At 62.4% G+C, this 25533-nt stretch carries 23 protein-coding genes and 5 tRNA genes; 16 read left to right on the forward strand and 12 right to left on the reverse strand.

The genetic code is table 11. The annotated features are described in order from the left end of the window. Nucleotide 1 precedes the first annotated feature (1 nt). A complete protein-coding gene (locus B2790_RS20530; RefSeq protein WP_286919631.1) occupies nt 2-1282 on the reverse strand; it encodes a M91 family zinc metallopeptidase in 1281 nt (426 codons plus the stop codon). Between the two features lie 265 nt (nt 1283-1547). Between B2790_RS20530 and alaS the strand changes: the two genes are divergently transcribed. The 8 genes from alaS to mgtE all read left to right on the forward strand — a co-directional run bounded on the left by alaS (nt 1548) and on the right by mgtE (nt 8463). Continuing rightward, nucleotides 1548-4172: an alanine--tRNA ligase gene (gene alaS / locus B2790_RS20535; RefSeq protein ID WP_075045957.1), complete on the forward strand. Its 2625-nt coding sequence runs from the start codon at nt 1548-1550 to the stop codon at nt 4170-4172. 84 nt (nt 4173-4256) lie between these two features. Next, nucleotides 4257-5492 carry an aspartate kinase gene (locus tag B2790_RS20540; protein WP_013973645.1) on the forward strand — a complete coding sequence of 412 codons (1236 nt, stop codon included), beginning with the start codon at nt 4257-4259 and terminating at the stop codon, nt 5490-5492. A 165-nt stretch (nt 5493-5657) separates the two neighbouring features. Continuing rightward, nucleotides 5658-5846 carry a carbon storage regulator CsrA gene (csrA, locus tag B2790_RS20545; protein ID WP_003254503.1) on the forward strand — a complete coding sequence of 63 codons (189 nt, stop codon included), beginning with the start codon at nt 5658-5660 and terminating at the stop codon, nt 5844-5846. Between the two features lie 72 nt (nt 5847-5918). Next, nucleotides 5919-6009: transfer RNA gene (locus B2790_RS20550), tRNA-Ser, on the forward strand. Nucleotides 6010-6115: 106 nt separating this feature from the next. After that, a tRNA-Arg gene (locus B2790_RS20555) sits at nt 6116-6192 on the forward strand. Nucleotides 6193-6263: 71 nt separating this feature from the next. Further along, nucleotides 6264-6340: transfer RNA gene (locus B2790_RS20560), tRNA-Arg, on the forward strand. A 73-nt stretch (nt 6341-6413) separates the two neighbouring features. Next, nucleotides 6414-6490, forward strand: a tRNA-Arg gene (locus B2790_RS20565). Between the two features lie 530 nt (nt 6491-7020). After that, nucleotides 7021-8463 (forward strand): magnesium transporter, encoded by a 1443-nt coding sequence (mgtE, locus tag B2790_RS20570; protein ID WP_025340118.1) that lies wholly within the window; start codon nt 7021-7023, stop codon nt 8461-8463. 226 nt (nt 8464-8689) lie between these two features. Here the strand turns inward: mgtE and B2790_RS20575 are convergent, their stop codons facing one another. Further along, on the reverse strand, nt 8690-9016 hold the full coding sequence (locus tag B2790_RS20575; RefSeq protein WP_012273554.1) for an Arc family DNA-binding protein: 327 nt from the start codon (nt 9014-9016) through the stop codon (nt 8690-8692). A 345-nt stretch (nt 9017-9361) separates the two neighbouring features. On the opposite strand from B2790_RS20575, the gene phnN reads away from it, so the two are divergent. Both phnN and B2790_RS20585 read left to right on the forward strand, forming a co-directional pair. After that, a complete protein-coding gene (gene phnN / locus B2790_RS20580) occupies nt 9362-9955 on the forward strand; it encodes a phosphonate metabolism protein/1,5-bisphosphokinase (PRPP-forming) PhnN (protein WP_084785237.1) in 594 nt (197 codons plus the stop codon). A 111-nt stretch (nt 9956-10066) separates the two neighbouring features. Then, nucleotides 10067-10143 (forward strand) — tRNA-Arg (locus tag B2790_RS20585). Nucleotides 10144-10217: 74 nt separating this feature from the next. Here B2790_RS20585 and B2790_RS20590 read toward each other — a convergent pair. Together B2790_RS20590 and B2790_RS20595 are read right to left on the reverse strand one after the other, a co-directional pair. Continuing rightward, nucleotides 10218-10544 carry an AzlD domain-containing protein gene (locus B2790_RS20590; RefSeq protein ID WP_025340115.1) on the reverse strand — a complete coding sequence of 109 codons (327 nt, stop codon included), beginning with the start codon at nt 10542-10544 and terminating at the stop codon, nt 10218-10220. Next, complete coding sequence (locus tag B2790_RS20595; RefSeq protein ID WP_075045953.1) at nt 10541-11275, reverse strand: AzlC family ABC transporter permease; 735 nt, start codon at nt 11273-11275, stop codon at nt 10541-10543. The genes B2790_RS20590 and B2790_RS20595 overlap by 4 nt, the downstream gene beginning before the upstream one ends. Nucleotides 11276-11396: 121 nt before the next feature. Between B2790_RS20595 and B2790_RS20600 the strand changes: the two genes are divergently transcribed. Next, entirely contained in the window at nt 11397-12275 is an 879-nt protein-coding gene (locus tag B2790_RS20600) for a LysR family transcriptional regulator (RefSeq protein WP_286919632.1), read from the forward strand. 164 nt (nt 12276-12439) lie between these two features. Then, on the forward strand, nt 12440-13438 hold the full coding sequence (locus B2790_RS20605; protein ID WP_286919633.1) for a sensor domain-containing diguanylate cyclase: 999 nt from the start codon (nt 12440-12442) through the stop codon (nt 13436-13438). A gap of 206 nt (nt 13439-13644) precedes the next feature. On the opposite strand, the gene lpdA is transcribed toward B2790_RS20605, so the two are convergent. From lpdA to B2790_RS20625, 4 genes are read right to left on the reverse strand one after another with little or no spacing between them, the layout of a single operon-like run. Beyond that, nucleotides 13645-15024, reverse strand: coding sequence for a dihydrolipoyl dehydrogenase (gene lpdA / locus B2790_RS20610; protein WP_286919634.1), 1380 nt, complete (start codon nt 15022-15024; stop codon nt 13645-13647). Between the two features lie 2 nt (nt 15025-15026). After that, nucleotides 15027-16313, reverse strand: a complete 1287-nt coding sequence (locus B2790_RS20615) for a dihydrolipoamide acetyltransferase family protein (RefSeq protein ID WP_075045950.1) — start codon at nt 16311-16313, stop codon at nt 15027-15029. Further along, nucleotides 16314-17372, reverse strand: a complete 1059-nt coding sequence (locus B2790_RS20620; RefSeq protein WP_013973637.1) for an alpha-ketoacid dehydrogenase subunit beta — start codon at nt 17370-17372, stop codon at nt 16314-16316. A gap of 1 nt (nt 17373) precedes the next feature. Beyond that, entirely contained in the window at nt 17374-18606 is a 1233-nt protein-coding gene (locus B2790_RS20625; protein WP_085614551.1) for a 3-methyl-2-oxobutanoate dehydrogenase (2-methylpropanoyl-transferring) subunit alpha, read from the reverse strand. Between the two features lie 198 nt (nt 18607-18804). On the opposite strand from B2790_RS20625, the gene bkdR reads away from it, so the two are divergent. Both bkdR and B2790_RS20635 read left to right on the forward strand, forming a co-directional pair. Further along, complete coding sequence (gene bkdR, locus B2790_RS20630; RefSeq protein ID WP_012273540.1) at nt 18805-19290, forward strand: Bkd operon transcriptional regulator BkdR; 486 nt, start codon at nt 18805-18807, stop codon at nt 19288-19290. A gap of 273 nt (nt 19291-19563) precedes the next feature. Then, nucleotides 19564-20904, forward strand: coding sequence for an MFS transporter (locus B2790_RS20635; protein ID WP_003257254.1), 1341 nt, complete (start codon nt 19564-19566; stop codon nt 20902-20904). A gap of 168 nt (nt 20905-21072) precedes the next feature. Here the strand turns inward: B2790_RS20635 and B2790_RS20640 are convergent, their stop codons facing one another. From B2790_RS20640 to flgA, 4 genes are all read right to left on the reverse strand, one after another. Next, nucleotides 21073-21816, reverse strand: a complete 744-nt coding sequence (locus B2790_RS20640) for a flagellar brake protein (RefSeq protein WP_025340106.1) — start codon at nt 21814-21816, stop codon at nt 21073-21075. Nucleotides 21817-21896: 80 nt separating this feature from the next. Further along, nucleotides 21897-22364, reverse strand: a complete 468-nt coding sequence (locus B2790_RS20645; protein WP_039612676.1) for a flagella synthesis protein FlgN — start codon at nt 22362-22364, stop codon at nt 21897-21899. 49 nt (nt 22365-22413) lie between these two features. Continuing rightward, nucleotides 22414-22728: a flagellar biosynthesis anti-sigma factor FlgM gene (flgM, locus tag B2790_RS20650; RefSeq protein WP_025340104.1), complete on the reverse strand. Its 315-nt coding sequence runs from the start codon at nt 22726-22728 to the stop codon at nt 22414-22416. A gap of 164 nt (nt 22729-22892) precedes the next feature. Then, a complete protein-coding gene (gene flgA, locus B2790_RS20655; RefSeq protein WP_286919635.1) occupies nt 22893-23645 on the reverse strand; it encodes a flagellar basal body P-ring formation chaperone FlgA in 753 nt (250 codons plus the stop codon). Nucleotides 23646-23722: 77 nt separating this feature from the next. On the opposite strand from flgA, the gene B2790_RS20660 reads away from it, so the two are divergent. Beyond that, nucleotides 23723-24652 (forward strand): chemotaxis protein CheV, encoded by a 930-nt coding sequence (locus B2790_RS20660; protein WP_039612677.1) that lies wholly within the window; start codon nt 23723-23725, stop codon nt 24650-24652. A gap of 51 nt (nt 24653-24703) precedes the next feature. Then, nucleotides 24704-25531 carry a protein-glutamate O-methyltransferase CheR gene (gene cheR, locus B2790_RS20665; RefSeq protein ID WP_015271244.1) on the forward strand — a complete coding sequence of 276 codons (828 nt, stop codon included), beginning with the start codon at nt 24704-24706 and terminating at the stop codon, nt 25529-25531. Nucleotides 25532-25533 lie beyond the last annotated feature (2 nt).

The raw sequence follows: 25533 nt of genomic DNA on the forward strand, positions 1-25533 counted from the left end.
CTCACGGCTGTGTGCGCAGCTCCAGTTGCAGCGCCTGACGTAGCCCGTTCTCAGTGAAGGCGGGTGGGTTGGTGTTCAGGGCGGTGCTGCCGCCGAATGTGAACCTGCAATCGGTGGGTAAGCCGATGCTCTGTAGCAGCAGGTTGTCCACCGGGTAAGCGCCGTTTTTGCCTTGGACCTCGGTCTGGCCCGGAAAGACGGTGCCTGACATCGAGTTCCAGCCTTGGCACAAGCAACGATACAGGTCGAGTAGTGGCAGTTGCGCTGCGGTCGACCAGCCTGGGTTGTATGCCAGGGTGCCGCCGCTGTAGCCCCAGCTACTCTGGTTTTCGTCGATGATGAAGTGGCCTTCGTCTTCATCTTCTTCGTGGTCGCTGGGTGTATAGGTCGTGAATTGGTGTCTGGATGCTTCGATCAGGCTGATCGGTGTCCCGGACTGCCCGGCCTTTTTATCCAGGGCCGCCAGCAGCGCCTGGCCGCAGGGTAGTTTGCGCAGCAGCTCCAGCGCATCCTGTGCTGCTTGCCTGAACGGGTCGCTACCCGTCACTCGCACGCCGATATTGCCCTGGGCCTGATGTTCGGCCGTCACGGGCCGGGCCAGTCGTGCATCGTTTTCGGTATCGCGGTAGAGCTCGACCCTGGAGGATTCGCTGCCAAGCAGGCGGTGCCCCGTGACGTTGACGACCGCGTCGCCCTTGTCGATCAGCACCGGTCCGCTACCGACCACAATCTGGTGCGTGCCGGTATGGGCATCGATGTGGACGATACCTGCGCCGGTCTCGATCCTGTTGCCGCTCCCTATCATGTCGATCAGCGCCGTCTTCTTAACCTCCGGGGCGATGACGATGTGGTGATTGCCATCGGTGAGGCGAATGGCGATGGCTTGGGCGGTATGCGCGGCGACCATGAATACCGCATCGTTGATGGTCACTTCCAGCAGGCATTCGCGCGGGGCGATACGTACGCGCTTTTGCTGCTCATTCGCGCGCAGCGCACGCGGGGCCACGTTGAAGACCAGCAGCTCGCTGTTCTGGGTGCTGCGGCGATAACGCCGCCCCAATGGATAGGCGCGTTCGAGGGTGATTCTCACATTTTCGTCGGCCTGGATGTACTTGACCTCGGTCTGCTGCCGAGGGTTGTCTTCGTTATTGTCGAAGGCGGTTTGCGAGTGGCCGGGTTCCCGTGCGTCGATGTAGTAAATCGGTTTCGGGTTGGCCTGCATGATGCCGTGGGGTAGCGGATGCGGGTCCGAGTGGAGTTTGGAGAGGTTCAGCTCAGGCATGGAGTGCTCCGGCAGCGAGGGTGGGTCGGCAGGATCCCGCTCCACTGCGCGGGTCAGGTGTTGCTTATGTACCGCATGGGTGGGCCTGCAGGTCTGCTTTTCCGCCCTGGCCGTGCTCATGAACGGCTTTTCATCCGCCGATTGCTGTTCTGGTGTACAAACACACTGTATCTCCCGTTCAGGCTGGATATAATGGCGCCCTTTGCCGTCGTTTCGTCGATTCGACGTATTAGCCCAAACGGCCGCCGTTTCCGTGGAAGAACCTATGAAAAGCGCAGAAATCCGTGAAGCCTTCCTTCGCTTCTTCGAAGAGCAGGGACATACCCGAGTCGCCTCCAGTTCGCTGATCCCGAACAACGACCCGACCCTGCTGTTCACCAATGCCGGCATGAACCAGTTCAAGGACTGCTTCCTCGGTGCGGAGAAGCGTGCCTACACGCGTGCCGTCAGCAGCCAGAAGTGCGTGCGCGCCGGCGGCAAGCACAACGACCTGGAAAACGTCGGTTACACCGCGCGTCACCACACCTTCTTCGAAATGCTGGGCAACTTCAGCTTCGGTGACTATTTCAAGCGCGATGCGATCACCTTCGCCTGGACCTTCCTGACTTCGGAAAAATGGCTGAACCTGCCCAAGGAAAAGCTCTGGGTCACCGTCTACGCCACTGACGACGAAGCCTACGATATCTGGACCAAGGAAGTCGGCGTGCCGGCCGAGCGCATGGTGCGCATCGGCGACAACAAGGGCGCCCCGTACGCCTCCGACAACTTCTGGACCATGGGCGACACCGGCCCGTGCGGCCCGTGCACCGAGATCTTCTACGACCACGGCCCGGACATCTGGGGCGGCCCACCCGGCTCGCCGGAAGAAGACGGCGATCGCTACATCGAGATCTGGAACAACGTCTTCATGCAGTTCAACCGCACCGCCGACGGCGTGCTGCACCCGCTGCCAGCGCCGTCGGTAGACACCGGCATGGGCCTGGAGCGCGTCAGCGCCGTGCTGCAGCACGTGCACTCGAACTACGAGATCGACCTGTTCCAGAACCTGCTGTCGGCCGCGGCCAAGGCCATCGGTTGCGACAATGAGGGCCAGGCCTCGCTGAAAGTGGTCGCCGACCACATCCGTTCGTGCGGCTTCCTGATCGCCGACGGCGTGCTACCGTCCAACGAAGGCCGTGGCTACGTGCTGCGCCGCATCATTCGTCGCGCCTGCCGCCACGGTAACAAGCTGGGCGCCAAAGGCAGCTTCTTCTACCAGATCGTTGCCGCGCTGGTCGCCGAAATGGGCGAGGCCTTCCCGGAACTGAACAGCCAGCAGGCGCACATCGAACGCGTGCTCAAGGCTGAAGAAGAACAGTTCGCCAAGACCCTGGAGCAGGGCCTGCGCATCCTCGAGCAGGACCTGGCCCAGCTGAAGGGCGAGGTGGTGCCGGGCGACGTGGTGTTCAAGCTGTACGACACCTACGGCTTCCCGATGGACCTGACCGCCGACATCGCCCGCGAGCGCGAGCTGACCATCGACGAAGCCGGCTTCGAGCGCGAGATGGACGCCCAGCGTGAGCGCGCCCGTTCCGCCAGCGCCTTCGGCATGGACTACAACAGCCTGGTCAAGGTCGACAGCGCCACCGAGTTCCTCGGCTACGAGGCCACCGAAGGCCAGGGCAAGATCATCGCCCTGTACAAGGACGGCCAGGCCGTCGACCAGCTGGGTGAAGGCGAGCAGGGCGTGGTCGTGCTCGACCGCACGCCGTTCTACGCCGAATCCGGTGGCCAGGTGGGTGACACCGGCTACCTGCAGGCTGGCGCTGCGCGCTTCGACGTGCGCGACACCACCAAGACCGGTGGTGCCTTCCTGCACCACGGCGTGGTTGCCAGCGGTGCGCTGGTGATCGGTTCGCCGGTCCAGGCCAAGGTCGATGCCGACGTGCAGCACGCCACCTCGCTGAACCACTCCGCCACCCACCTGCTGCACGAAGCGCTGCGCCAGGTACTGGGCGAGCACGTGCAGCAGAAAGGCTCGTTGGTCGACAGCCAGCGCCTGCGTTTCGACTTCAGCCACTTCGAGGCGGTGAAACCGGAGCAGATCAAGGCCCTGGAAGACATCGTCAACCGCGAAGTGCGCAAGAACACTGCGGTGGAAACCGAACTGACCGACATCGAAACCGCCAAGGCCAAGGGTGCCATGGCGCTGTTCGGCGAGAAGTACGGCGACACCGTGCGTGTGCTGAGCATGGGCGGCGATTTCTCGGTGGAGCTGTGCGGCGGTATCCACGCCAAGCGCACCGGTGACATCAGCCTGTTCAAGATCATCAGCGAAGGCGGCGTGGCCTCTGGCGTGCGCCGTATCGAAGCGGTCACCGGCGCTGCTGCGCTGGCCTACCTGAACGCTGCCGAAGAGCAGGTCAAGGAAGCCGCGCAGCTGGTGAAGGGTAACCGCGACAACCTGATCGACAAGCTGTCGGCTGTGCTCGAGCGCAACCGCCAGCTGGAGAAGCAGCTGGAACAGCTGCAGGCCAAGGCCGCCAGCGCCGCCGGGGATGATCTCTCCAATGCGGCCGTTGAGGTCAAGGGCGCCAAGGTGCTCGCCGCCCGCCTGGATGGGCAGGACGGCAAGGCCCTGCTGGCGCTGGTCGATCAGCTGAAGAACAAGCTCGGCCACGCAGTGATCCTGCTGGGCAGCGAGCATGAGGGCAAGGTCGTGCTGGTGGCCGGCGTGACCAAGGACCTCTCCAGCCAACTCAAGGCTGGCGATCTGATGAAACAAGCCGCTGCGGCGGTGGGTGGCAAGGGCGGTGGCCGTCCGGACATGGCCCAGGGTGGTGGCGTCGACGTCGCTGCACTGGACCAGGCCCTGGCGCTGGCCGTGCCATTCGCAGAGCAGGGACTTTGAGATGAGGGGGCCGGCGGTCTAGTCGCGGGCCTCTTCATGTTGGATTGTTTTTTGGGGCCCTGTATGGGCTGAGGCACCATTGAAATGGCGTTGATCGTACAGAAATTTGGCGGCACCTCTGTCGGTTCCATCGAGCGGATCGAGCAGGTAGCCGATAAGGTCAAGAAACACCGTGAGGCGGGCGACGACCTGGTGGTTGTGTTGTCGGCCATGAGCGGTGAAACCAATCGCCTGATCGACCTGGCCAAGCAGATCACCGATCAGCCGGTTCCGCGTGAACTGGACGTGATCGTGTCGACCGGTGAGCAGGTCACCATTGCCTTGCTGACCATGGCCTTGATCAAGCGCGGTGTGCCAGCGGTGTCCTACACCGGCAACCAGGTGCGCATTCTCACCGACAGCGCGCACAACAAGGCGCGCATCCTGCAGATCGACGACCAGAAGATTCGTGCCGACCTCAAGGAAGGCCGCGTGGTCGTGGTAGCGGGCTTCCAGGGCGTCGACGAGCACGGCAGCATCACCACCCTGGGCCGTGGTGGCTCCGACACCACGGGCGTGGCCCTGGCGGCTGCGCTGAAGGCTGACGAGTGCCAGATCTACACCGACGTCGATGGCGTCTACACCACCGACCCGCGCGTTGTGCCACAGGCCCAGCGCCTGGAGAAGATCACCTTCGAAGAGATGCTGGAAATGGCCAGCCTCGGTTCCAAGGTGCTGCAGATCCGTTCGGTGGAGTTCGCCGGCAAGTACAACGTTCCGCTGCGCGTGCTGCACAGCTTCAAGGAGGGTCCGGGTACCCTCATTACCATTGATGAAGAGGAATCCATGGAACAGCCGATCATTTCCGGTATCGCCTTCAACCGTGATGAAGCCAAGCTGACCATTCGCGGCGTGCCGGACACCCCGGGCGTGGCCTTCAAGATCCTCGGCCCGATCAGCGCCTCGAACATCGAGGTTGACATGATCGTGCAGAACGTTGCCCACGATAACACCACCGACTTCACCTTCACCGTACACCGCAACGAGTACGAGAAGGCGCAGAGCGTGCTGGAAAACACTGCCCGCGAAATCGGTGCCCGTGAAGTGATCGGCGACACCAAGATCGCCAAGGTCTCGATCGTCGGCGTCGGCATGCGTTCGCACGCCGGTGTTGCCAGCCGCATGTTCGAAGCCCTGGCCAAGGAGAGCATCAATATCCAGATGATCTCCACCTCCGAGATCAAGGTTTCGGTCGTGATCGAAGAGAAGTACCTGGAGCTGGCCGTACGCGCGCTGCACACCGCGTTCGAGCTCGACGCTCCGGCACGACAGAGCGAGTAATACGCTGCCTGGAAGGGCGCGGCTTGCCGCGCCCTTCGCGTTTCTGCTCGCCACACAGGCCTGTCCTGCCCTGTGTGGCGAGTAACCGGGCCCTGGTCGTCGTCCACGACCAGGCCGCGACACCCAAGACTGTTACCCCTGAATGTTTTGCGTAAGGAGAAAGCTATGTTGATTCTGACTCGTCGGTGCGCCGAGAGCCTGATCATTGGAGACGGCGAGATCACCGTGACGGTGCTCGGCGTCAAAGGCAACCAGGTGCGTATTGGCGTCAGCGCCCCGAAAGAAGTGGCTGTGCACCGCGAGGAAATCTACCTGCGGATCAAGAAAGAGAAGGACGAGGAGCCAAGCCTTTAATTTTTTTGAAGTTTTTTTCAAAAAAAGGGTTGCAAACGAGGAAGAGCCTGTTTAATATTCGCCTCGTGTTGCGGTGAGGTGGCCGAGTGGCCGAAGGCGCTCCCCTGCTAAGGGAGTATACCTCATAAGGGTATCGGGGGTTCGAATCCCCCCTTCACCGCCATTATTCGCTTAGGGCGCTGTAAGCAGTAAGAACGCTAAGTAGTTGATTTTAAACGAAAAAGTTCTTGCAAAAATGTTTCAGCGACCTATAATGCGCGGCAAGACACGGACTCATAGCTCAGCTGGATAGAGTACTCGGCTACGAACCGAGCGGTCGGAGGTTCGAATCCTCCTGAGTCCGCCACTTTTGAAGTGGCTTTGTTTGCAAGGCTGCTTCAAACAACCAGTGGTAATCTGGTCTAAAACTACCATCGCGGACTCATAGCTCAGCTGGATAGAGTACTCGGCTACGAACCGAGCGGTCGCAGGTTCGAATCCTGCTGAGTCCGCCACTTTTTGAAGTGGCTCTGCTTGCAAAGGCACTTCAACCAACCAGTGGTAACCTGGTCTAAAAAATACCACCACGGACTCATAGCTCAGCTGGATAGAGTACTCGGCTACGAACCGAGCGGTCGGAGGTTCGAATCCTCCTGAGTCCGCCACACCAAATCAAGAAGCCCGCTCATTTGAGCGGGCTTTTTGTTTTTCTGCGCCAATGAATTGTTGGTGATGTCGATCTACGCTCTTCTGTAATGATTGTGGTGTAGCTTGGGGCCGCCATGCGGCCCATCGCCGGCAAGCCAGCTCCCACAGGTATCGCGCTGCTCTCTGGACTGTGTTGTTCCTGTGGGAGCTGGCTTGCCGGCGAAAGGGCTGCAAAGCAGCCCCGAATTCGATCAGGTATCGCATACACATCCAGGCACACAACAAATGTGCTTTAACCGCCAGACCCACCGTCGCACTGATAGCTTCGAGCGTTGTCCCAGCTTTATCACGCAAACGATTGTTCTGGCCAAAATTTTAAGCGATCTGACAGCTTTAGCAGTGTATGATTGCGCCCGTCAGCCCCGCCGGGGCTTGTGGAAAACCACCATGGACTTACCCAGTAGTTACTCGCTAACAAGATTCATACAGAAAGATCTGACCGATTGATTCTCCCGGCGTGCTCCGCTGCTGGGAGTGGAGTTCGCCTATGACTGAAGTAGAAGTAAAAAAAGCGCAGGAAAGCCTGCAGGACCGCCTGGCCCAGGTGGTCGAACTGCTGCAACGCCAGCGCGTGGTCGAAGACCTGACCCACCGTCAGGAAGGCGCCCACAACGACCTGGTGGAAAACCTGGTCCACCGCCAGAACCTCGTCGAGCTGCAGCGCAAGCTCGATGACCTGCACCCCGCCGACATCGCCTACATCCTCGAAGCCTTGCCCCTGGAAGACCGCCTGACGGTCTGGCAGCTGGTGCGCTCGGATCGCGATGGCGACATCCTGCTGGAAGTGTCCGACGCCGTGCGGCAATCGCTGATCGCCGACATGGACGATCACGAACTGCTCGCCGCCGCCAAGGAAATGGACGCCGACGAGCTGGCCGACTTGGCTCCTGAGCTGCCGCGTGACGTTGTTCACGAGCTGATGGAAACCCTCGATGCCCAGCAACGCGAGCGCGTGCGTTCGGCGCTGAGCTACGACGAGGAGCAGGTTGGTGCGCTGATGGACTTCGAGATGGTCACCATCCGCGAAGACGTCAGCCTGGAAGTGGTGTTGCGCTACCTGCGCCGCCTGAAAGAACTGCCGAACCACACCGACAAACTGTTCGTGGTCGACTATGACGGCATTCTCAAGGGCGTATTGCCGATCAAGCGCCTGCTGGTCAATGACCCGGAAAAGAAGGTAGCGGAGGTCATGGCGACCGACCCGGTCTCCTTCCACCCCGAGGAAGATGCCTATGATGCGGCGCAGGCCTTCGAGCGTTATGACCTGGTATCCGCGCCGGTCGTGGACAAGAACGAACGCCTGATCGGCCGCTTGACCATCGACGAAATGGTCGACCTGATTCGTGAAGAAAGCGAAAGCGAAGTGCTGAACATGGCCGGTTTGCGCGAGGAAGAAGACATCTTCGCCTCGGTCTGGCGTTCGCTGCGCAACCGTTGGGCCTGGTTGGCCATCAACCTGATTACCGCTTTCGTTGCGTCGCGTGTGATCGGCCTGTTCGAAGGTTCGATCGAGAAGCTGGTGGCCCTGGCTGCGCTGATGCCGATCGTGGCGGGTATTGGTGGCAACTCCGGTAACCAGACCATCACCATGATCGTGCGGGCCATGGCGCTGGACCAGGTGTCGCCGGGCAACACCAGCCGCCTGATGCGCAAGGAGCTGGCGGTATCGCTGCTCAACGGCCTGATCTGGGGCGGGGTGATCGGTGCGGTGGCGTTCTGGCTGTATGGCAGCTGGTCGTTGGGCCTGGTGATGACTGCGGCGATGACCTTGAACCTGCTGTTGGCGGCCTTGATGGGAGTGTTGATCCCGATGACCCTGACGCGCCTGGGGCGCGACCCGGCGATGGGCTCCAGCGTGATGATTACCGCGGTGACCGACAGCGGCGGGTTCTTCATCTTCCTCGGGCTGGCCACGCTGTTCCTGCTGTAGCCGTTTAACTTCCACAAGCTGATGGGGTTCTTGTGGGAGCGGCCTTGTGTCGCGAAAGGGCTGCAAAGCAGCCCCGGAAGTATGCGCAGTGCCGCTGACATCGCGGGGCCGCTCTGCGGCCCTTTCGCGACACAAGGCCGCTCCCACAAAGGCAGTGATCCTACAGCGGCGGTAAGCCCACAAAAAAGCCAGCTTACGCTGGCTTTTTCATGTTCGGCTGCAAACCTCAGGAGGCGTCGGTAGCCATTTCCACATCGTGAGCGATGAGGGCGACCAGCGCGTTCTGCTGGCGGTGCGACAGTTGGCGGAAGCGTTGCAGCAACTCGCGTTCATGCAGGGACAGTTCAGGGCTGTCCAGGCGCATGCTCAACTCGTCACCCAGCGCACCTTCCTGGATAAGGCTCTGTTCCAGGCGCGCGATGATTTCGGAGTTCATGCTGCGGTGATGGTTGCGCGCTACCTCGGCAATGCGCTCACGCATCCCGTCTGGCAGGCGGACGACGAACTTGTCAGCGGTGCGGCTCGAATAAATAGCCTGTTTCATTGGGCGCATATAAATTGACCGGATTTTGGTTCAGGGGAAGCGGTTCTCAAATTGGCCGCACGGGGTGGTAGTACGACCGTGGCGACGACGAAATGTTCAACCGTCTGTGAAAAATGGATGCTCATCTTGCCTCATGGTCGCCGTTTCCTTGGCGTCAATTCTGTGACAAATAGTGAGCCGGATAAAGGCTTTGTGCCAGTACCAATTATCAGAAATGAGTACTGGTTTGAAAAGTTTTACATGCTCCAGCTTGCCCAATCGTCAGACTTTTGCCGTCAAAAACTGGTAAAACGCAGCAAAAGGCCGGGAAAGCCCCTAGAATGTGCCGGTTTCCCTCCATAGAGCATAGTGGCTATGCAACATGACGCAAGCGACCGCCAAACAGGGACAGGTCGGTTGATATATCTGGTAGGACCGTCGGGTTCCGGGAAAGATTCCCTGATCGATGCTTCTCGTGAGCGATTGGCAGCCGCGGGGGTGGAAATCGCCCGTCGCGTCATTACCCGATCGGCCGAAGCCAAGGGCGAAGCCGCCCATGGAGTCTCGGCCGAACAGTTCGAAGCACTGCGCGCGCAAGGCGCGTTCGCCATGCATTGGCGGGCCAATGGCCTGGATTACGGCATTCCGCTGCAGGTGGACCAGTGGCTGGCGGAGGGCAGGGCGGTGCTGGTGAATGGTTCGCGGGCTTATCTGGCCGAGGCGCGTCGGCGCTACCCGAACCTGTTGGCAGTGCTGGTCGAGGTCCGGCACGAGGTGCTGCGCGAGCGCTTGGTGGCCCGTGGCCGGGAAAGCGCAGAGGAAGTCGAGCAGCGCCTGGCACGTAATGCACGCTTGCAGGCGCTGGCCGATCCGTCGCTGCATGTGCTGGACAACTCCACCACTTTGGAAACCGCGGTCGCGGCATTGTTCGCGCTGCTGCGTGATGAAGGCGTGCTGCCGCAGGTGTAGCATTGGCAGAAAAGGATTACGCGAAAAAGCCCGCTTGAGGCATGACAAACGCCAGCATGCTGGTTAACATGCTGGCCGTCCTGCTGTGCAGCGTCCGCTGCCGGTACTTGCGTCTCAGTAGCTCAATTGGATAGAGCATCCCCCTCCTAAGGGGAAGGTTGCAGGTTCAATTCCTGCCTGGGACGCCATTTCCTTTCGTTCCCTTACCGCGTTCACCCGGTGTTGGTGACGCGAAATCGGGAAGCCTTGAACCTGCGTATTCCTACATCCCCAAATGCTTCAAGGCCCACAGCACTCCCATGCCTACAATCAGCGTCAGCATCGTGCTGCGCGTACGCCACGCCACCAACGCGGCCAGTATCGCTGCCGGTATCTGCGGGTTCATCCAGTCGAACCCCGCCTGCCGGTCAGGGAATACCACAGCCGGCAGTACCAATGCCGCCAGCACACTGGCCGGCACATACGCCAGGGCGCGGCGAAACAGTGGGGGGATGCGCAGCACCGTGTGCAACTCGATGAACGACAGGCGGATGGCGAAGGTGCCCAGGCCGATCAGAATGAAGGTTATCCACTGGGTCGTTTCGCTCATGATGCTTCCTGCTCGGTATTGGCGTCTGCCACGGTTTGCTGTTTTTGCCAGCTCTCGATGGCCAGCCCGGCGATGATGCCGCCCAGCGCGCCAGCCAGCAGGCCGAGGTTGTAGGGCAGGTTGGCGGCCAGCACGGCGAGCACGCCGCCGGTCAGCGCTGCCCCAAACGAGGCCGCATTGCGAATGCCGGGTATCAACAGGGCCAGGAATGACAATGGAATGGCAAAGCCCAGCGACCAGTCTTCAGGAATGCTCGCGCCCAGGTACATGCCCGCCAGCACCGAGAGGTTCCAGCCGAAGAACATGGTAGTTGCCGTACCGGCATAGTAGGGGTAGGCATACTGCCCGAGCCCGCCCGAGCCCATCTTCAGCGTGCACAAGGCGAAGGACTGGTCTGACAGCATGTACGCCATCGGCCACTTGTGGCGGCGCGGCAGCTGGCCCAGGTGCGGGGCCAGGCTGGCGCTGTACATCAGGAAGCGCAGGTTGATCACCAGTGCGGTGACTACCATGGTCACCGGCAGGGCGGCGCTTTGCATCAACTGCATCACCACCATTTGCGCCGAACCGGAGTAGAACAGCAAGGTCATGCCGATGGCATCGGTTGGCGACAGGCCCATGCCGATCGCCGTGACCCCGGTGATCAGGCCGAAGGGCACGATGCCGGAGGTCAATGGCAGGGCGCTGTGGGCACCTTGCCTGAACGCTTGGGTCCCGCTTGGATACGGCATTTGAAATCCTTGAAAGAGTGCAGACGGTGCAAGGGCGGTACGTCCACGTTAATGCGCGCGACAGTTGGCCTCAACGTCAGATTTCTGGAATAGTAGGCCTAAAAAAAATAGGCCTGAAACCGTGCACCTCGATACCCCTACCCGGCACTCGCTGCAGCTCAATGCCTTGCGTGCCTTCGAAGCGTCAGCCCGCCTGGGCGGTTTTGCCCGTGCCGCACTCGAGCTGAAGGTGACCCCGGGGGCCATCGCCGCCCTGGTCAAGACCCTGGAAAGCGAATATGGCGCAGCCTTGTTCGAGCGCCATGCCAAAGGCGTGCGCCTGACGCCCTTGGGCGAAAGCGTGAAAGGCCAGTTCACCGAGGCCTTCGACGCGGTGGAAGCCGCCGCGCGCACACTGCGCCGCCTGGCCGCACCGCAGCGGGTGCATATCGTTACATCGCCTGCCCTGGCGCAGTTGTGGATAGGGCCACGCCTGCCGGAACTGACCCGGCTGCTGGCACCCATCGAGATCTCGGTGACGGCGGTGGATGAGCCGCCCAACCTGAAGCGCAGCCCGTTCGACCTGTGCCTGTTCTACACCGAAAAGCCCGAGCGCTGGCAACGCAGGATAACCACGGAAGAAGTCCTGCCCGTGTGCGTGCCGGCCCTGGCCGCCAGCATCGCCAAGCCCGAGGACCTTGCCGACGCCCGTTGCATCGCCGACGTGGGCTGGAACGACTGGGCGGTGTGGACGGGGGCGGTGATGCCCGGGCACAAGTTCGTTGCCCGTGGGCCGGGTTTTTCCCTGTACTCGATCGCCCTGCAGCAAGCCTTGCTGGCCGCCGGGGTGCTGATAGGGCGCAGAAGCCTGGTGCAACGCTACCTCGACAGCGGCGAACTGGTCGCCCCCATCGACCGCGCGGTGCCACTGGGCATGACCATCGCCGCATGGCGGCTGCCGGGCGCCAAGGGCAACCAGGTGGTTGCCGCAGTGGAGGAGGCGCTGTTGCAGTTGGCTTGAGCGCCCCCAAGCCATGTACGGTGCCTGTGGGAGCGGGCAAATGCCATGCCCGTCGTCAACACCGCGAAAATAGGGCGTTGGGGCTATTCCGATGGTGCCACGCTAGGCATATGCTTGCCCGTCAGAGGCATGCCACTTGTGGCTGGGCATCAGGGAGAGCGTCCATGAGTCAGGAAACCCGGCCGGTACCCGCCGGCTTCAGTGAACACCAGTTACATACGTTGTTCGATCTTATCAGCGATGGTATCTGGGACTGGAATGCCAATACCGGCTACGTCTATCGCAACCCGGGCTGGTACGCCATGCTCGGCTACCCCAGCCACTCCATGGCCAATTCGGTGCTCACCTGGGAAAGCGTGATCCATCCGGAGGACTACCCGCGGGTGATGGCGCATTTCGAGGCATACATCAACCAGCGCAACGAGCATTACCTGGTCGAATACCGCTGCCGTTGCCACGATGGCAGCTACCTGTGGATCGAAGACAGCGGCTACATCATCGCCCATAACGAGGACGGCTCGGTGGCGCGCATGCTCGGAGCCCACCGCAACATCGACGCCAACAAGCGCCTGGTGGCGCAACTGGAGCAGAGGAACCAGTCGCTGGAAAGCCAGGTGGCCGAACGCACCCGCGAGCTGTCCTGGGTGAACCAGCAGTTGCAGCGGCAGCTGGACGAAAACCGCGAGCTGGCCGAGCGCGACGCGTTGACCCGCATTGCCAACCGCTATCGGCTGGAGAAGGCGCTGCAACTGGAGTGCGAGCGTGCCAAGCGCTTTCGCCAGCCGTTGTCGCTGATAGCCATGGACCTGGACGACTTCAAGCCGATCAATGACCGCTATGGCCATGCCCGTGGCGATGCGGCGCTGGTGCGGGTGGTCGACGTCCTGCGTACCTGCCTGCGGCAGCAGGACCTGCTGGCGCGCTGGGGTGGGGACGAGTTCGTCATCGTATTGCCGCAGGCCTCGCTGGGCGAGGCGCTGGAGGTGGCAGCACGCTTGCGCCAGGCGATGGTGCAGGTGGAGCCGGTGGGCGATTGCCAGCTGACCATGAGCTACGGCGTGGTGCAATGGCAGGAAGGGGAGCACCAGCATGCACTGCTGGCGCGTGCCGACACGGCGCTGTACCGGGCCAAGGGGAACGGCAAGAACGCGATAGCCCAATAGATCGCGATCATTGTGGGAGCGGGCGTGCCCGCGAACACCGGCGGAGCCGGTGCCATACACCGTGTTGGGGGCTTCGCGGGCATGCCCGCTCCCACAGAGGCCGCGGTGGTTTCAGGTTTTGTGTCGGACCGCTGTCGGGCCCGAATGAAAAAAGACCCGCAACGCCTGGAGCGCTGCGGGCCAAATCGGCCTCGGCCGCTTCAGTGTCAGATATGCAGGGCGTGGCCCAGGGCGCGCAGTGCCGCTTCCTGTACCGCCTCACCCAGTGTCGGGTGGGCATGGATGGTGCCGGCCACATCCTCCAGGCACGCGCCCATCTCCAGCGACTGGGCAAACGCCGTCGACAACTCGGAAACCGCCACGCCAACCGCCTGCCAACCCAGGATCAGGTGGTTGTCACGGCGCGCCACCACCCGCACGAAACCGCTTTTCGATTCCAGGCTCATGGCCCGGCCATTGGCGGCAAACGGGAACTGCGCGACGATGCAGTCCAGCCCTTGCTGGCTAACTTGTTCCGGGGTCTTGCCGACCACCACCACTTCCGGGTCGGTGAAACACACCGCCGCGATCGCGCTGGGTTCGAAACGGCGTGCCTTGCCGGCGATGATCTCGGCGACCATCTCGCCCTGGGCCATGGCCCGGTGCGCCAGCATCGGTTCGCCAGCCACGTCGCCGATGGCCCAGACGTTGCGCATGCTGGTCTGGCAGCGCTCGTCGATGGCGACGGCGGCGCCGTTCATCTTCAGGTCCAGGCACTCCAGGTTGAAACCTTGCGTGCGCGGCCGACGGCCCACGGCCACCAGCACCTGGTCAGCTTCCAGGCGCAGTTGCCCACCCTGGCCATCACGGGCCAGCAGGCAGCCGCCTTCGTAACCCTCGACGCTGTGGCCCAGGTGCAGGGTGATGCCCAGCTTCTTCAGCGATTCGGCCACCGGTGCGGTCAGCTCGCTGTCGTAGGTCGGCAGGATGCGCTCGCGCGCTTCCACCACGCTGACCCGTGCGCCCAGCTTGCGGTAGGCGATGCCCAGTTCCAGGCCGATATAGCCGCCGCCCACCACCACCAGGTGCTGCGGCAGGGTTTTCGGCGCCAGGGCTTCGGTCGAGGAAATGATCGGCCCGCCCAGCGGCAGCATCGGCAGTTCGACACTGCTGGAGCCAGTGGCCAGCAACAGGTGCTCGCACTGGATACGCTGGCCATCGACCTCGACCTGCTTGCCGTCGAGCACCTTCGCCCAGCCATGGATCACCTTGACCCCGTGCTTTTTCAGCAGGGCGGCGACGCCGGTGGTCAGGCGGTCGACGATGCCGTCCTTCCAGGCCACGCTCTGGCCGATGTCCAGGCGTGGCGAGGCGACGCTGATGCCCAGCTCCGACGGGCCGGCAAAGCGCGAAGTCTGGTGGAACTGCTCGGCAACGTGGATCAGTGCCTTGGACGGGATGCAGCCGATGTTCAGGCAGGTACCGCCCAGTGCCTGGCCTTCCACCAGCACGGTGGGGATGCCCAGTTGCCCGGCGCGGATGGCAGCCACGTAGCCGCCAGGGCCGCCGCCGATGATCAACAGGGTAGTCTGGATAGTCTGTTGCATGCTCACTCCACGAACAGGCAGGCGGGTTGTTCGAGCAGGCCACGCACGGCCTGGATGAACAGCGCGGCGTCCATGCCATCGACCACGCGGTGGTCGAACGAGCTGGACAGGTTCATCATCTTGCGCACGACGATCTGGCCGTCGATCACCACAGGCCGCTCGACCATGCGGTTGACACCGACGATCGCCACTTCCGGGGTGTTGACCACCGGTGTGCTGACGATACCGCCCAGGGCGCCCAGGCTGGTCAGGGTGATGGTCGAACCGGACAGCTCGTCGCGGCTGGCCTTGTTGTTGCGGGCAGCGTTGGCCAGGCGCGAAATCTCGCCGGCATTGCTCCACAGGCTGCCAGCTTCGGCATGGCGCAGCACCGGCACCATCAGGCCGTTGTCACCCTGGGTGGCGATGCCCACATGCACCGCGCCATGGCGGGTGATGACCTGGGCTTCGTCGTCATAGGTGGCGTTGATCTGCGGGAAGTCGCGCAGTGCCACGACCAGGGCACGCACCAGGAACGGCAGCAGGGTCAGCTTGCCGCGGCTGTCGCCGTGCTTGCTGTTGAGTTGCTGGCGCAGGGCTTCCAGGGCGGTGACGTCGATTTCTTCCACATAACTGAAGTGCGCGACCCGGCGCTTGGCGTCCTGCATGCGCTGGGCGATCTTGCGGCGCAGGCCGATCACCGGCACCTGCTCGCTGTCGGTGCGCTTGGCATAGCCGCTCGGGGCTTGTCCGCCAGTGCTGTGCGGCTTGCTCATGAAGGCGTCGAGGTCTTCGTGCAGGATGCGCCCGGCCGGGCCGCTGCCATGCACGTAACGCAGTTCGATACCGGCATCCAGGGCACGCTTGCGCACCGCCGGCGAGGCCAGCGGCTTGTCGCCTGGCTGGCGCGGCACGATCGGGGCTGCCTCGTGGTTGACGGGCGCCTGGCAGGCGGCCGGTCTTGCTTCCTTCTGCGGCTCTGGCTTGGCGGCTACCGGGGCAGCGGGGGCCTCGACCTGTTCGCGCTTGGGCACATCCTTGGTGGGCACATCCACATGGTTGCCGCTGCCTTCCACTTCGATGCGGATCAGCTCGCTGCCGACCGCCATCACTTCACCGGGCTGCCCACCCAGGGCCAGCACCTTGCCGCTGACCGGCGAAGGGATTTCCACGGTGGCCTTGTCGGTCATGACGTCGGCCACTACCTGGTCTTCGGCGATCATGTCGCCGACCTTGACGAACCACTCGACCAACTCGACCTGCGCGATGCCTTCGCCAATGTCCGGCATCTTGATGACGTGCGTGCCCATTCAGACCTCCATGACCTTTTTCAATGCCGCACCTACCCGCGAAGGCCCTGGGAAGTAAGCCCATTCCTGTGCGTGGGGGTAGGGGGTGTCCCAGCCAGTGACGCGCTCGATCGGCGCCTCCAGGTGGTGGAAGCAGTGTTCCTGCACCAGCGACACCAGTTCGGCGCCGAAGCCGCAGGTGCGGGTGGCCTCGTGTACCACCACGCAGCGGCCGGTCTTTTTCACCGACTCGACGATGGTGTCCAGGTCCAGCGGCCACAGGCTGCGCAGGTCGATCACCTCGGCGTCGACGCCGGTTTCTTCGGCGGCCACCTGGGCCACGTACACCGTGGTGCCGTAGGTCAGCACGGTCACGTCATTGCCGGGGCGGGTAATGGCCGCCTTGTCCAGCGGCACGCTGTAGTAGCCATCGGGCACGGCGCTTTGCGGGTGCTTCGACCACGGCGTGACAGGGCGGTCGTGGTGGCCGTCGAACGGGCCGTTGTACAGGCGCTTGGGTTCCAGGAAGATCACCGGGTCATCGCATTCGATCGAGGCGATCAGCAGGCCCTTGGCGTCATACGGGTTGGACGGCATGACAGTGCGCAGGCCGCACACCTGGGTGAACATCGCTTCCGGGCTCTGGCTGTGGGTCTGGCCGCCATAGATCCCGCCACCGCAGGGCATGCGCAGGGTCAGCGGGGCGATGAACTCGCCGGCCGAACGGTAACGCAGGCGCGCCATCTCGGAAACGATCTGGTCGGAGGCCGGGTAGAAGTAGTCGGCGAACTGGATTTCCACCACCGGGCGCAGGCCGTAGGCACCCATGCCCACTGCGGTGCCGACGATGCCGCTCTCGGAGATCGGCGCGTCGAACACGCGGGACTTGCCGTACTTGTTCTGCAGGCCTTCGGTGCAGCGGAACACGCCGCCGAAGTAACCGACGTCCTGGCCGTAGATCACCACATTGTCGTCGCGCTCGAGCATGACATCCATGGCCGAGCGCAGGGCCTGGATCATGGTCATGGTAGTGGTAGCCATGGCGGTTTCCGGGTTGATGCTGTTGTTGTGGTCGTTCATCTCAAACCCCCAGTTCCTGGCGTTGACGGCGCAGGTGGTCGGGCATTTCCTTGTACACGTCCTCGAACATCGAGGCGGCACTCGGGATGTGACCGTTGGCCAGGGTGCCGTACTGCTCGGCTTCCTTCTGCGCGGCGATCACCGCGGCTTCCAGCTCGGCAGTGGTGGCCTGGTGTTCTTCCTCGGACCAGTGGCCGATCTTGATCAGGTGCTGCTTCAGGCGAGCGATCGGGTCGCCGAGCGGGAAGTGGCTCCAGTCATCGGCCGGTCGGTACTTGGACGGGTCGTCCGAGGTCGAGTGCGGGCCGGCACGGTAGGTGACCCACTCGATCAGGCATGGGCCCAGGCCGCGACGGGCGCGTTCGGCGGCCCAGCGCGAGGCGGCGTACACGGCGACGAAGTCGTTGCCGTCAACCCGCAGCGAGGCAATGCCGCAACCCACGCCACGGCCGGCGAAGGTGGTCGACTCGCCACCGGCGATGGCCTGGAAGGTGGAAATCGCCCACTGGTTGTTGACCACGTTGAGGATCACCGGGGCGCGGTACACGTGGGCGAAGGTGAGGGCGGTGTGGAAGTCCGACTCGGCGGTTGCGCCGTCGCCGATCCACGCCGAGGCGATCTTGGTATCGCCCTTGATCGCCGAGGCCATGGCCCAGCCGACCGCCTGCACGAACTGGGTCGCCAGGTTGCCGCTGATGGTGAAGAAACCGGCGTCGCGTACCGAATACATGATCGGCAGCTGGCGGCCCTTGAGCGGGTCGCGCTCGTTGGACAGCAGCTGGCAGATCATCTCAACCAGCGACACGTCGCGGGCCATCAGGATGCTTTGCTGGCGGTAGGTGGGGAAGCACATGTCGGTGCGGTTCAGCGCCAGGGCCTGGCCGCTGCCGATGGCTTCTTCACCCAGGCTCTGCATGTAGAAGGACATCTTCTTCTGGCGCTGGGCGACCACCATGCGGCTGTCGAAAATCCGTGTCTTGAGCATGGCGCGCATGCCCTGACGGAGAACTTGCGGGTCGATGTCTTCGGCCCACGGGCCTTGCGCGTCGCCTTGCTCGTCGAGCACGCGGATCAGGCTGTAGGACAGGTCCGCGGTGTCGGCAGCGTCGACATCGACTGGGGGTTTACGGGCTTGACCTGCATCGTTCAGGCGCAGGTAGGAGAAATCGGTCTGGCAGCCTGGCCGGCCGGTAGGCTCGGGCACATGCAAACGCAGGGGGGCGTACTCGTTCATGCTTTTTACGCTCGCTCGGGTATTTGTTTTTGTGAGCTCTGAAGCGGCCGCCGCTGAGTACCGGCTTGTGACTGGTAGGTCAGCGTCCCCTACATCTTAGTGGGCCGGCAGGAGAATTTTTCTCTCAAGTTGATTGCCTTTGCCGAGCAGGGCAGATAAACATTCCGTATAAACACAAAAAACCGGTGATTTTGTCTCATGCGCAAACTCGATCGTACCGATATCGGCATTCTCAACAGCCTGCAGGAAAATGCCCGCATCACCAACGCCGAGCTGGCCCGCTCGGTAAACCTGTCCCCCACACCCTGCTTCAACCGGGTGCGGGCCATGGAAGAACTGGGGGTGATCCGCCAGCAGGTGACCTTGCTGTCGCCCGAGGCGTTGGGGCTGGACGTGAACGTGTTCATCCACGTGAGCCTGGAAAAACAGGTCGAGCAGTCGTTGCACCGTTTCGAGGAAGAAATTGCCGAACGGCCAGAAGTGATGGAGTGCTACCTGATGACGGGCGATCCGGACTACCTGTTGCGGGTACTGCTGCCCAGCATCCAGGCGCTGGAACGGTTTCTGGATTACCTGACTCGGTTGCCAGGGGTGGCCAACATCCGTTCCAGTTTCGCCTTGAAGCAGGTGCGCTACAAGACGGCCTTGCCGCTGCCGGCCAATGGTATGACCTTGCGGGAATGAGGGCGGCTTTGACGGGGGGAAGCCGGGTATCAGGCCAGCCGGATATTACTGAAATAGAAGGTGAGTATTTCTCCCGGTATTGCGCTTGCATTCAAAAGCCGTGAGAGCGAAGCGCTTGAGTGCAGCCCGGTGCAAGTGCATGAACACGACATGACCGACACTGGACGCGCCCTTGATTCACGATTTGTCAGGCAGGGGACTGCGCCGCAGCAATTTTGCTTTTATGCTTGGCTGCAACCCATCGCCACCTGACCCGGGAGCCGCAAGGGACCTATGCGAAATATATGGAAGCCGTTTCAGTCGTTGTATTTCGCCGCGCTGATGATGTTGATCGGCTCGGGCCTGCTCAGTACCTACCTGGCCCTGCGCCTGGCAGCTGATCATGTCGACAGCCTGTGGGTGGGTGCCTTGATGGCGGCCAACTACTTTGGCCTGGCGGTAGGCGGCAAGGTCGGCCACCGGTTGATTGGCCGGGTAGGGCACATTCGCGCCTATGCCACTTGCGCCGGCATCGTCGGCGCGGCGGTGCTCGGCCATGGCCTGACCAGTTGGCTGCCGGCCTGGGTCGGGCTGCGGATGATCGTCGGCCTGGGGATGATGTGCCAGTACATGGTCATCGAGAGCTGGCTGAACGAGCAGGCCGACGTGAAGCATCGTGGCGCGGTGTTCAGCGGCTACATGATCGCCTCGTACCTGGGCCTGGTGCTCGGTCAGCTGATCCTGGTGGTGCACCCACAGCTTGGCCTGGAGCTGCTGATGCTGGTGGCCATGTGTTTCACCCTGTGCCTGGTACCGGTCGCCATGACCCGGCGCATTCACCCGGCGCCGTTGCGCCCGGCACCGATGGAGCCGAAGTTCTTCATCAAGCGCGTGCCGCAGTCGCTCAGCACGGTGCTGGGTTCGGGGCTGATCGTCGGCTCGTTCTATGGTCTGGCGCCCCTGTATGCCTCCAGCCAGGGCATGACTACCGAGCAGGTCGGTCTGTTCATGGGTAGCTGCATCTTTGCCGGCCTGCTGGTGCAGTGGCCGTTGGGCTGGTTGTCTGACCGCTACGATCGGGCCGTGCTGATCCGCAGCGTGGCGGTGGGGTTGGCGCTGGCCTCGGCGCCGCTGGCGATGCTGCCCAGCGTGCCGCTGGAGTTGCTGTTCGGCATAGGCTTCGTGATTTCGTTGCTGCAGTTCTGCCTGTACCCGCTGGCGGTGGCGTTTTCCAACGACCATGTGGAAAGCGAACGGCGGGTGTCGCTGACCGCGATGCTGCTGGTGACCTACGGCGTGGGTGCCTGTATCGGGCCGCTGGCGGCAGGCGTGCTGATGAAGGTGCTCGGCCCGCAGATGCTGTATGCCTTCTTCGTGTTCTTTGCCCTGGTGCTGGTGTGGCGCATTCGTCCGAAGGCGGTCACCGGGCTGCACCAGGTGCAGGATGCGCCTTTGGGCCACGTTGCCATGCCGGCTGCCGGTTCGCCACTGTCGGCGGCGCTGGACCCACGGGTGGATGAGCAGACGGTACAGGAGGTGATGCAGGCGCCGGTGGCGGCAGAGGATACCGAGGCGGAAGAGAAGGGGGCTGACAAGGAGCCTGAGCCGGAAGGTGAGGTCAGCAAGTCGGTGTAGGCCTGTGCCGGCCTCTTCGCGGGCACGCCCGCTCCCACAGCGACCGCGCCGGGTTCGAAGCATGCGCTGTACCTGTGGGAGCGGGCATGCCCGCGAAGAGGCCGGCACAGGAGAAGCACAAATGAAAACGCCACCTTGATAGGTGGCGTTTTTGTACTCGGCCGACGATCAATAGTCGTCCTTGTCGAACCGCCGCGCTTCACGCTGCAACTGGTACACAAAGCTCTCGACCTTGCGCTGCGCCTGCCCGGTAAGGTTATGGAAGCGCACGCCAGCAAAGGTGGTGTTGATCCGCTCTTCATAGTGCAGGTGGCGCAGCTCGACCATGGTGTCGACCAGGCCCAGCGGGTTGCCCGCCTTGAAACGCTCGTACACCTGGCCCAGTTGCAGGCGATCCTCGACATTGCCTTCGAAGCGCAGTTTGCAGCCGGTGGCGGAGATGTCCAGCAGCTTGCCACGCAGGGCGCCGTTGCCCTTGAGGTGGGCACCATCGAGGATGACATCGACCAGCTGCGACAGCTTCAGCGCGGCGCGGAAGGCATTGCGGCGCTGGTGGTAGGTCATCTCCAATGGCATGGCGCCGCGGTAGCAGCGGTGGCCGTCGACTTCACTGATCTTCAGCTCGTGGTTGCAGTCCCAGGCGATGCGCACGCCATCGTGGAAGCCTTCGACGCGGAAGTGTTCGCCGTTCTCGATGAACTTTTCACCGTCGCGCGGGATCATCTCGTCCAGCGCCAGGGTGTTGCTTTCACGGTCCACGTGCACCACGTAGCTCTGGAAGCGCTGGCTGCGGTCGTGGAAGGTGATGATCAGGGGGTCGTGGCTTTCCTGCAGCTGCCGCAAGTTGGCCGCAATCTCCAAAGGGGTGTTCAGCACCTTTGGCGGCTGCGGGGCATCGGATTCATTGAACACGGCTTATCGTTCTCCAGGCAAAAGCGACACACGCAATTAACGGCATTTTGCCAGTATGTTCCGTGCCTTGATAGAAAAAATCACACTTGGCTAAGCGCCCGTGGCTTGGCCAGTGGCGAGGTGCTGCCGCGGCTGTCGTAGAGCGACGGAGAATCGCCGCCCATGAGGATCCGGATCTGGTTGTTGGTGACGTGTTGCTGCACCTGGATGATCCGGCCATTGGTCTCGTTGAGTTGTTGGCAGGCTTGCATCAACTGGCTGATCACATCGAGTTGCTGCAGCAGCAGTTCACCGTTCGGCGATTGTGCCGCCACGGCCTCCACTCCGGCGCGATCAGGGCTCAGGCCAAGGCTGGCAAGCAGGTTGTTGCGCCGCAGGCCTTGCTGCTCCAGCAGCACGATCAAAGACTGCTTGCGGGCCAGGATATTCTCCAGTGGCGCCATGTCGCGGCCATGCAGGGCGATCGCTTCCTTTTGCAGAAGGTCCAGCAGTTCCTGCATGGGGGCGATGTCATCTTCGATCAGTTGCAGCAAGGTGGTGTCGTGCATGGCTAACTCTTGGCTTTTCTAGCGTCCGTGAAGTCAGCGCGCCGAACGGTCAGCGCTGGGCTTCGAAATCGAGCAGTTTGCTGGCGACCCGGCCGGCATCGACCTGGTAGCTGCCGTCGGCGATCGCCTGTTTCAACTGGGCCACACGGGCACTGTTGACCACTGGCTCGTCGCGCAGCTTGTCGCTGATCTTCTGCAACTGCTGGGCCTCTTGGCTGAGGTGTACCGCTTCTCCGCTGGCGCTGGTGGCGGTTGCCGCTTCCTGGCTGGCTGCCGGTTTTTCGGCGCTGCCGTTCGCGGTGTTGCCGCGCACGCCGCCCGTTACGGACGGAGAGTTATTCAAACGACTGAAGTCGATGACCATGATCAGAAACCTCTGGGTATTTGGACGCTTGCCTTGTTTTCGGCCAACCCGAAAGAAACTTTAGGCACAAATGCATAGCCGCCTGTCAGCAAGCTCGCGAACCCGTTTTCTGACACAGTTTAGGAAAAGCGGTTCCTCACCGCCAGCGCAAATCAATGGGCTGGCTACATACTTACCTCGACCTGGCCGGGGCCGGTCACCCTGGCCTTGATCACCCGTTTGGAATTGAGGTTGCGCACCCGGATCTGTTCGCTCAGGCCGCCCTTGCTCAGGGCTTCTCCGGGCATGCGCACACTCAGGCTGCCACTGCGGGCGATGATCACCACGTGGTCGCCCTTGCGCACCACCTCGGCCTGTTCCAGGTGTTGCGGGGTGAGTACCTGGTCGATCACCGTGGGGCGCAGCATCTTCATGCCCACCGCCTGCTCCAGTTCGGTCAAGAAGCCTTGGCCCAGGGTGCCGACATCGCGCTCGCGCAGGGCCACGTCGCCTTCGCCCACCACGTTGTCGCGCTTGAGCGGCCGGGTCACCACCACCACATCGCGGAACAGCCGCACAGTGGCCGGCACGAACACGGTCCAAGGCGCGGTGCCTTCGCAGCGCACCTTTACCGTGACGCGGCCCAACGGCTGGGCCGGGCTTTCCAGCGAGGCGTCCAGTTGCTGGCTGCACAGCGGCATGCGCAGGCGCGGGTCCAGCGGGTTGACCTGGATCTCGTAACGGCCGGCGGTCTGGGTGGTTGCCAGATAATCTTCGACGCTGAATTCAAGAAACCCTTGAGTGACACCGATAAGCTGTTCAGGCAAGGTAAACGCTTCCGCTACCGTGCGAACGCCGGGTACCAGAAGGCACAGCATGGCCAGCGAGCCAGTCAGCAGGCGCGTCAATCGTCGGAAAAATGTCGTTTTCGTGTACATGGCGCTCAAAAAAGCAAAGCCCGTGCCGACTCGCTACCTGAGTTGCAACGAAAGGCTGAAACATAAAGGAGTCTGGCATGGCAGGTGTTATGGATTCGGTCAACCAGCGCACGCAGCTGGTGGGGCAGAATCGCCTGGAATTGCTGCTGTTCCGCCTCAATGGCGAGCAGCTTTACGGCATCAACGTATTCAAGGTCAGGGAAGTGCTGCAATGCCCTGCGCTGACCCTGCTGCCCAAGGCGCACCCGGTGGTGCGCGGTGTTGCCAATATTCGCGGGGCGACCATCCCGATCCTCGATCTGTCGATGGCCACCGGGTTGCGGCCGCTGCAGGAAGACACGCGCAACAGTTTCGTGATCATCACCGAGTACAACACCAAGACCCAAGGCTTCCTGGTGCATTCGGTGGAGCGCATCGTCAACATGAACTGGGAAGAAATCCATCCGCCACCCAAGGGCACCGGCCGCGACCACTACCTGACCGCGGTTACGCGGGTGGACAACCGCATGGTCGAGATCATCGATGTGGAGAAGGTGCTGGCCGAAGTGGCGCCGTCGTCCGAGTCGGTGTCGGCCGGGGTGATCGATGCCGAGGTGCAGGACAAGGCCGTGCTGCTGCGGGTGCTCACCGTCGACGATTCGTCGGTGGCGCGCAAGCAGGTCAGCCGCTGCCTGCAGACCGTGGGGGTCGAGGTGGTGGCGCTTAATGATGGCCGTCAGGCCCTGAACTACCTGCGCCAGCTGGTGGATGAGGGCAAGAAGCCGGAAGAAGAGTTCCTGATGATGATCTCGGACATTGAAATGCCGGAAATGGACGGCTATACGCTAACGGCGGAGATCCGCAGCGATCCGCGCATGCAAAAATTGCACATCTGCCTGCATACTTCGCTTTCCGGGGTGTTCAACCAGGCGATGGTCAAGAAGGTCGGTGCCGATGACTTCCTGGCCAAGTTCAAGCCGGACGACCTGGCCCAGCGGGTGGTCGACCGGATCAAGGCAACGCATTGAAGCCGCCGGGGGCAGGCCCCCGGCACCAGTGATTTAAAAGAGGCGGCAGTAGTGTCTACGGGTAATTTGGATTTCGAACAGTTCCGGGTCTTCCTGGAGAAAGCCTGTGGCATCCTGCTGGGCGAGAATAAGCAGTACCTGGTCTCCAGCCGTCTCAACAAGCTGATGGAGCAACAGGGCATCAAGAGCCTGGGCGAGCTGGTGCAGCGCATCCAGGCCCAGCCGCGCGGCGGCTTGCGCGAGCAGGTGGTCGATGCCATGACCACCAACGAGACCCTGTGGTTTCGCGATACCTACCCGTTCGAGGTGCTGAAGAACAAGGTCATCCCCGAGTTCATCCGCAACAACCCCGGCCAGCGCCTGCGCATGTGGTCCGCGGCCTGTTCGTCGGGGCAGGAGCCGTATTCCATCTCGATGGCCATCGACGAATTCGAGCGCAGCAACCTCGGCCAGTTGAAGATGGGCGCGCAGATCGTTGCCACCGACCTGTCCGGCACCATGCTGACCAACTGCAAGACCGGCGAGTACGACAGCCTGGCGATTGCCCGTGGCTTGTCCCAGGAGCGCCTGCAGCGCTACTTCGACACCAAGGGGCCTGGGCGTTGGGCGGTCAAGCCGGCGATTCGCAGCCGCGTCGAGTTCCGCTCGTTCAACCTGCTCGACAGCTATGCCAGCCTGGGCAAGTTCGATGTGGTGTTCTGCCGTAACGTGCTGATCTATTTCTCGGCGCAGGTGAAGAAGGACATCCTGTTGCGTATCCACAGTACGTTGAAGCCGGGTGGGTATCTGTTCCTCGGGGCTTCCGAGGCGCTGAACGGGCTGCCGGACCATTACCAGATGGTGCAGTGCAGCCCGGGGATCATCTACCAGGCGAAGTAAGC

The sequence above is a fragment of the Pseudomonas sp. UBA6753 genome (assembly GCF_002453565.1).
Taxonomy (GTDB): domain Bacteria; phylum Pseudomonadota; class Gammaproteobacteria; order Pseudomonadales; family Pseudomonadaceae; genus Aquipseudomonas; species Aquipseudomonas putida_Z.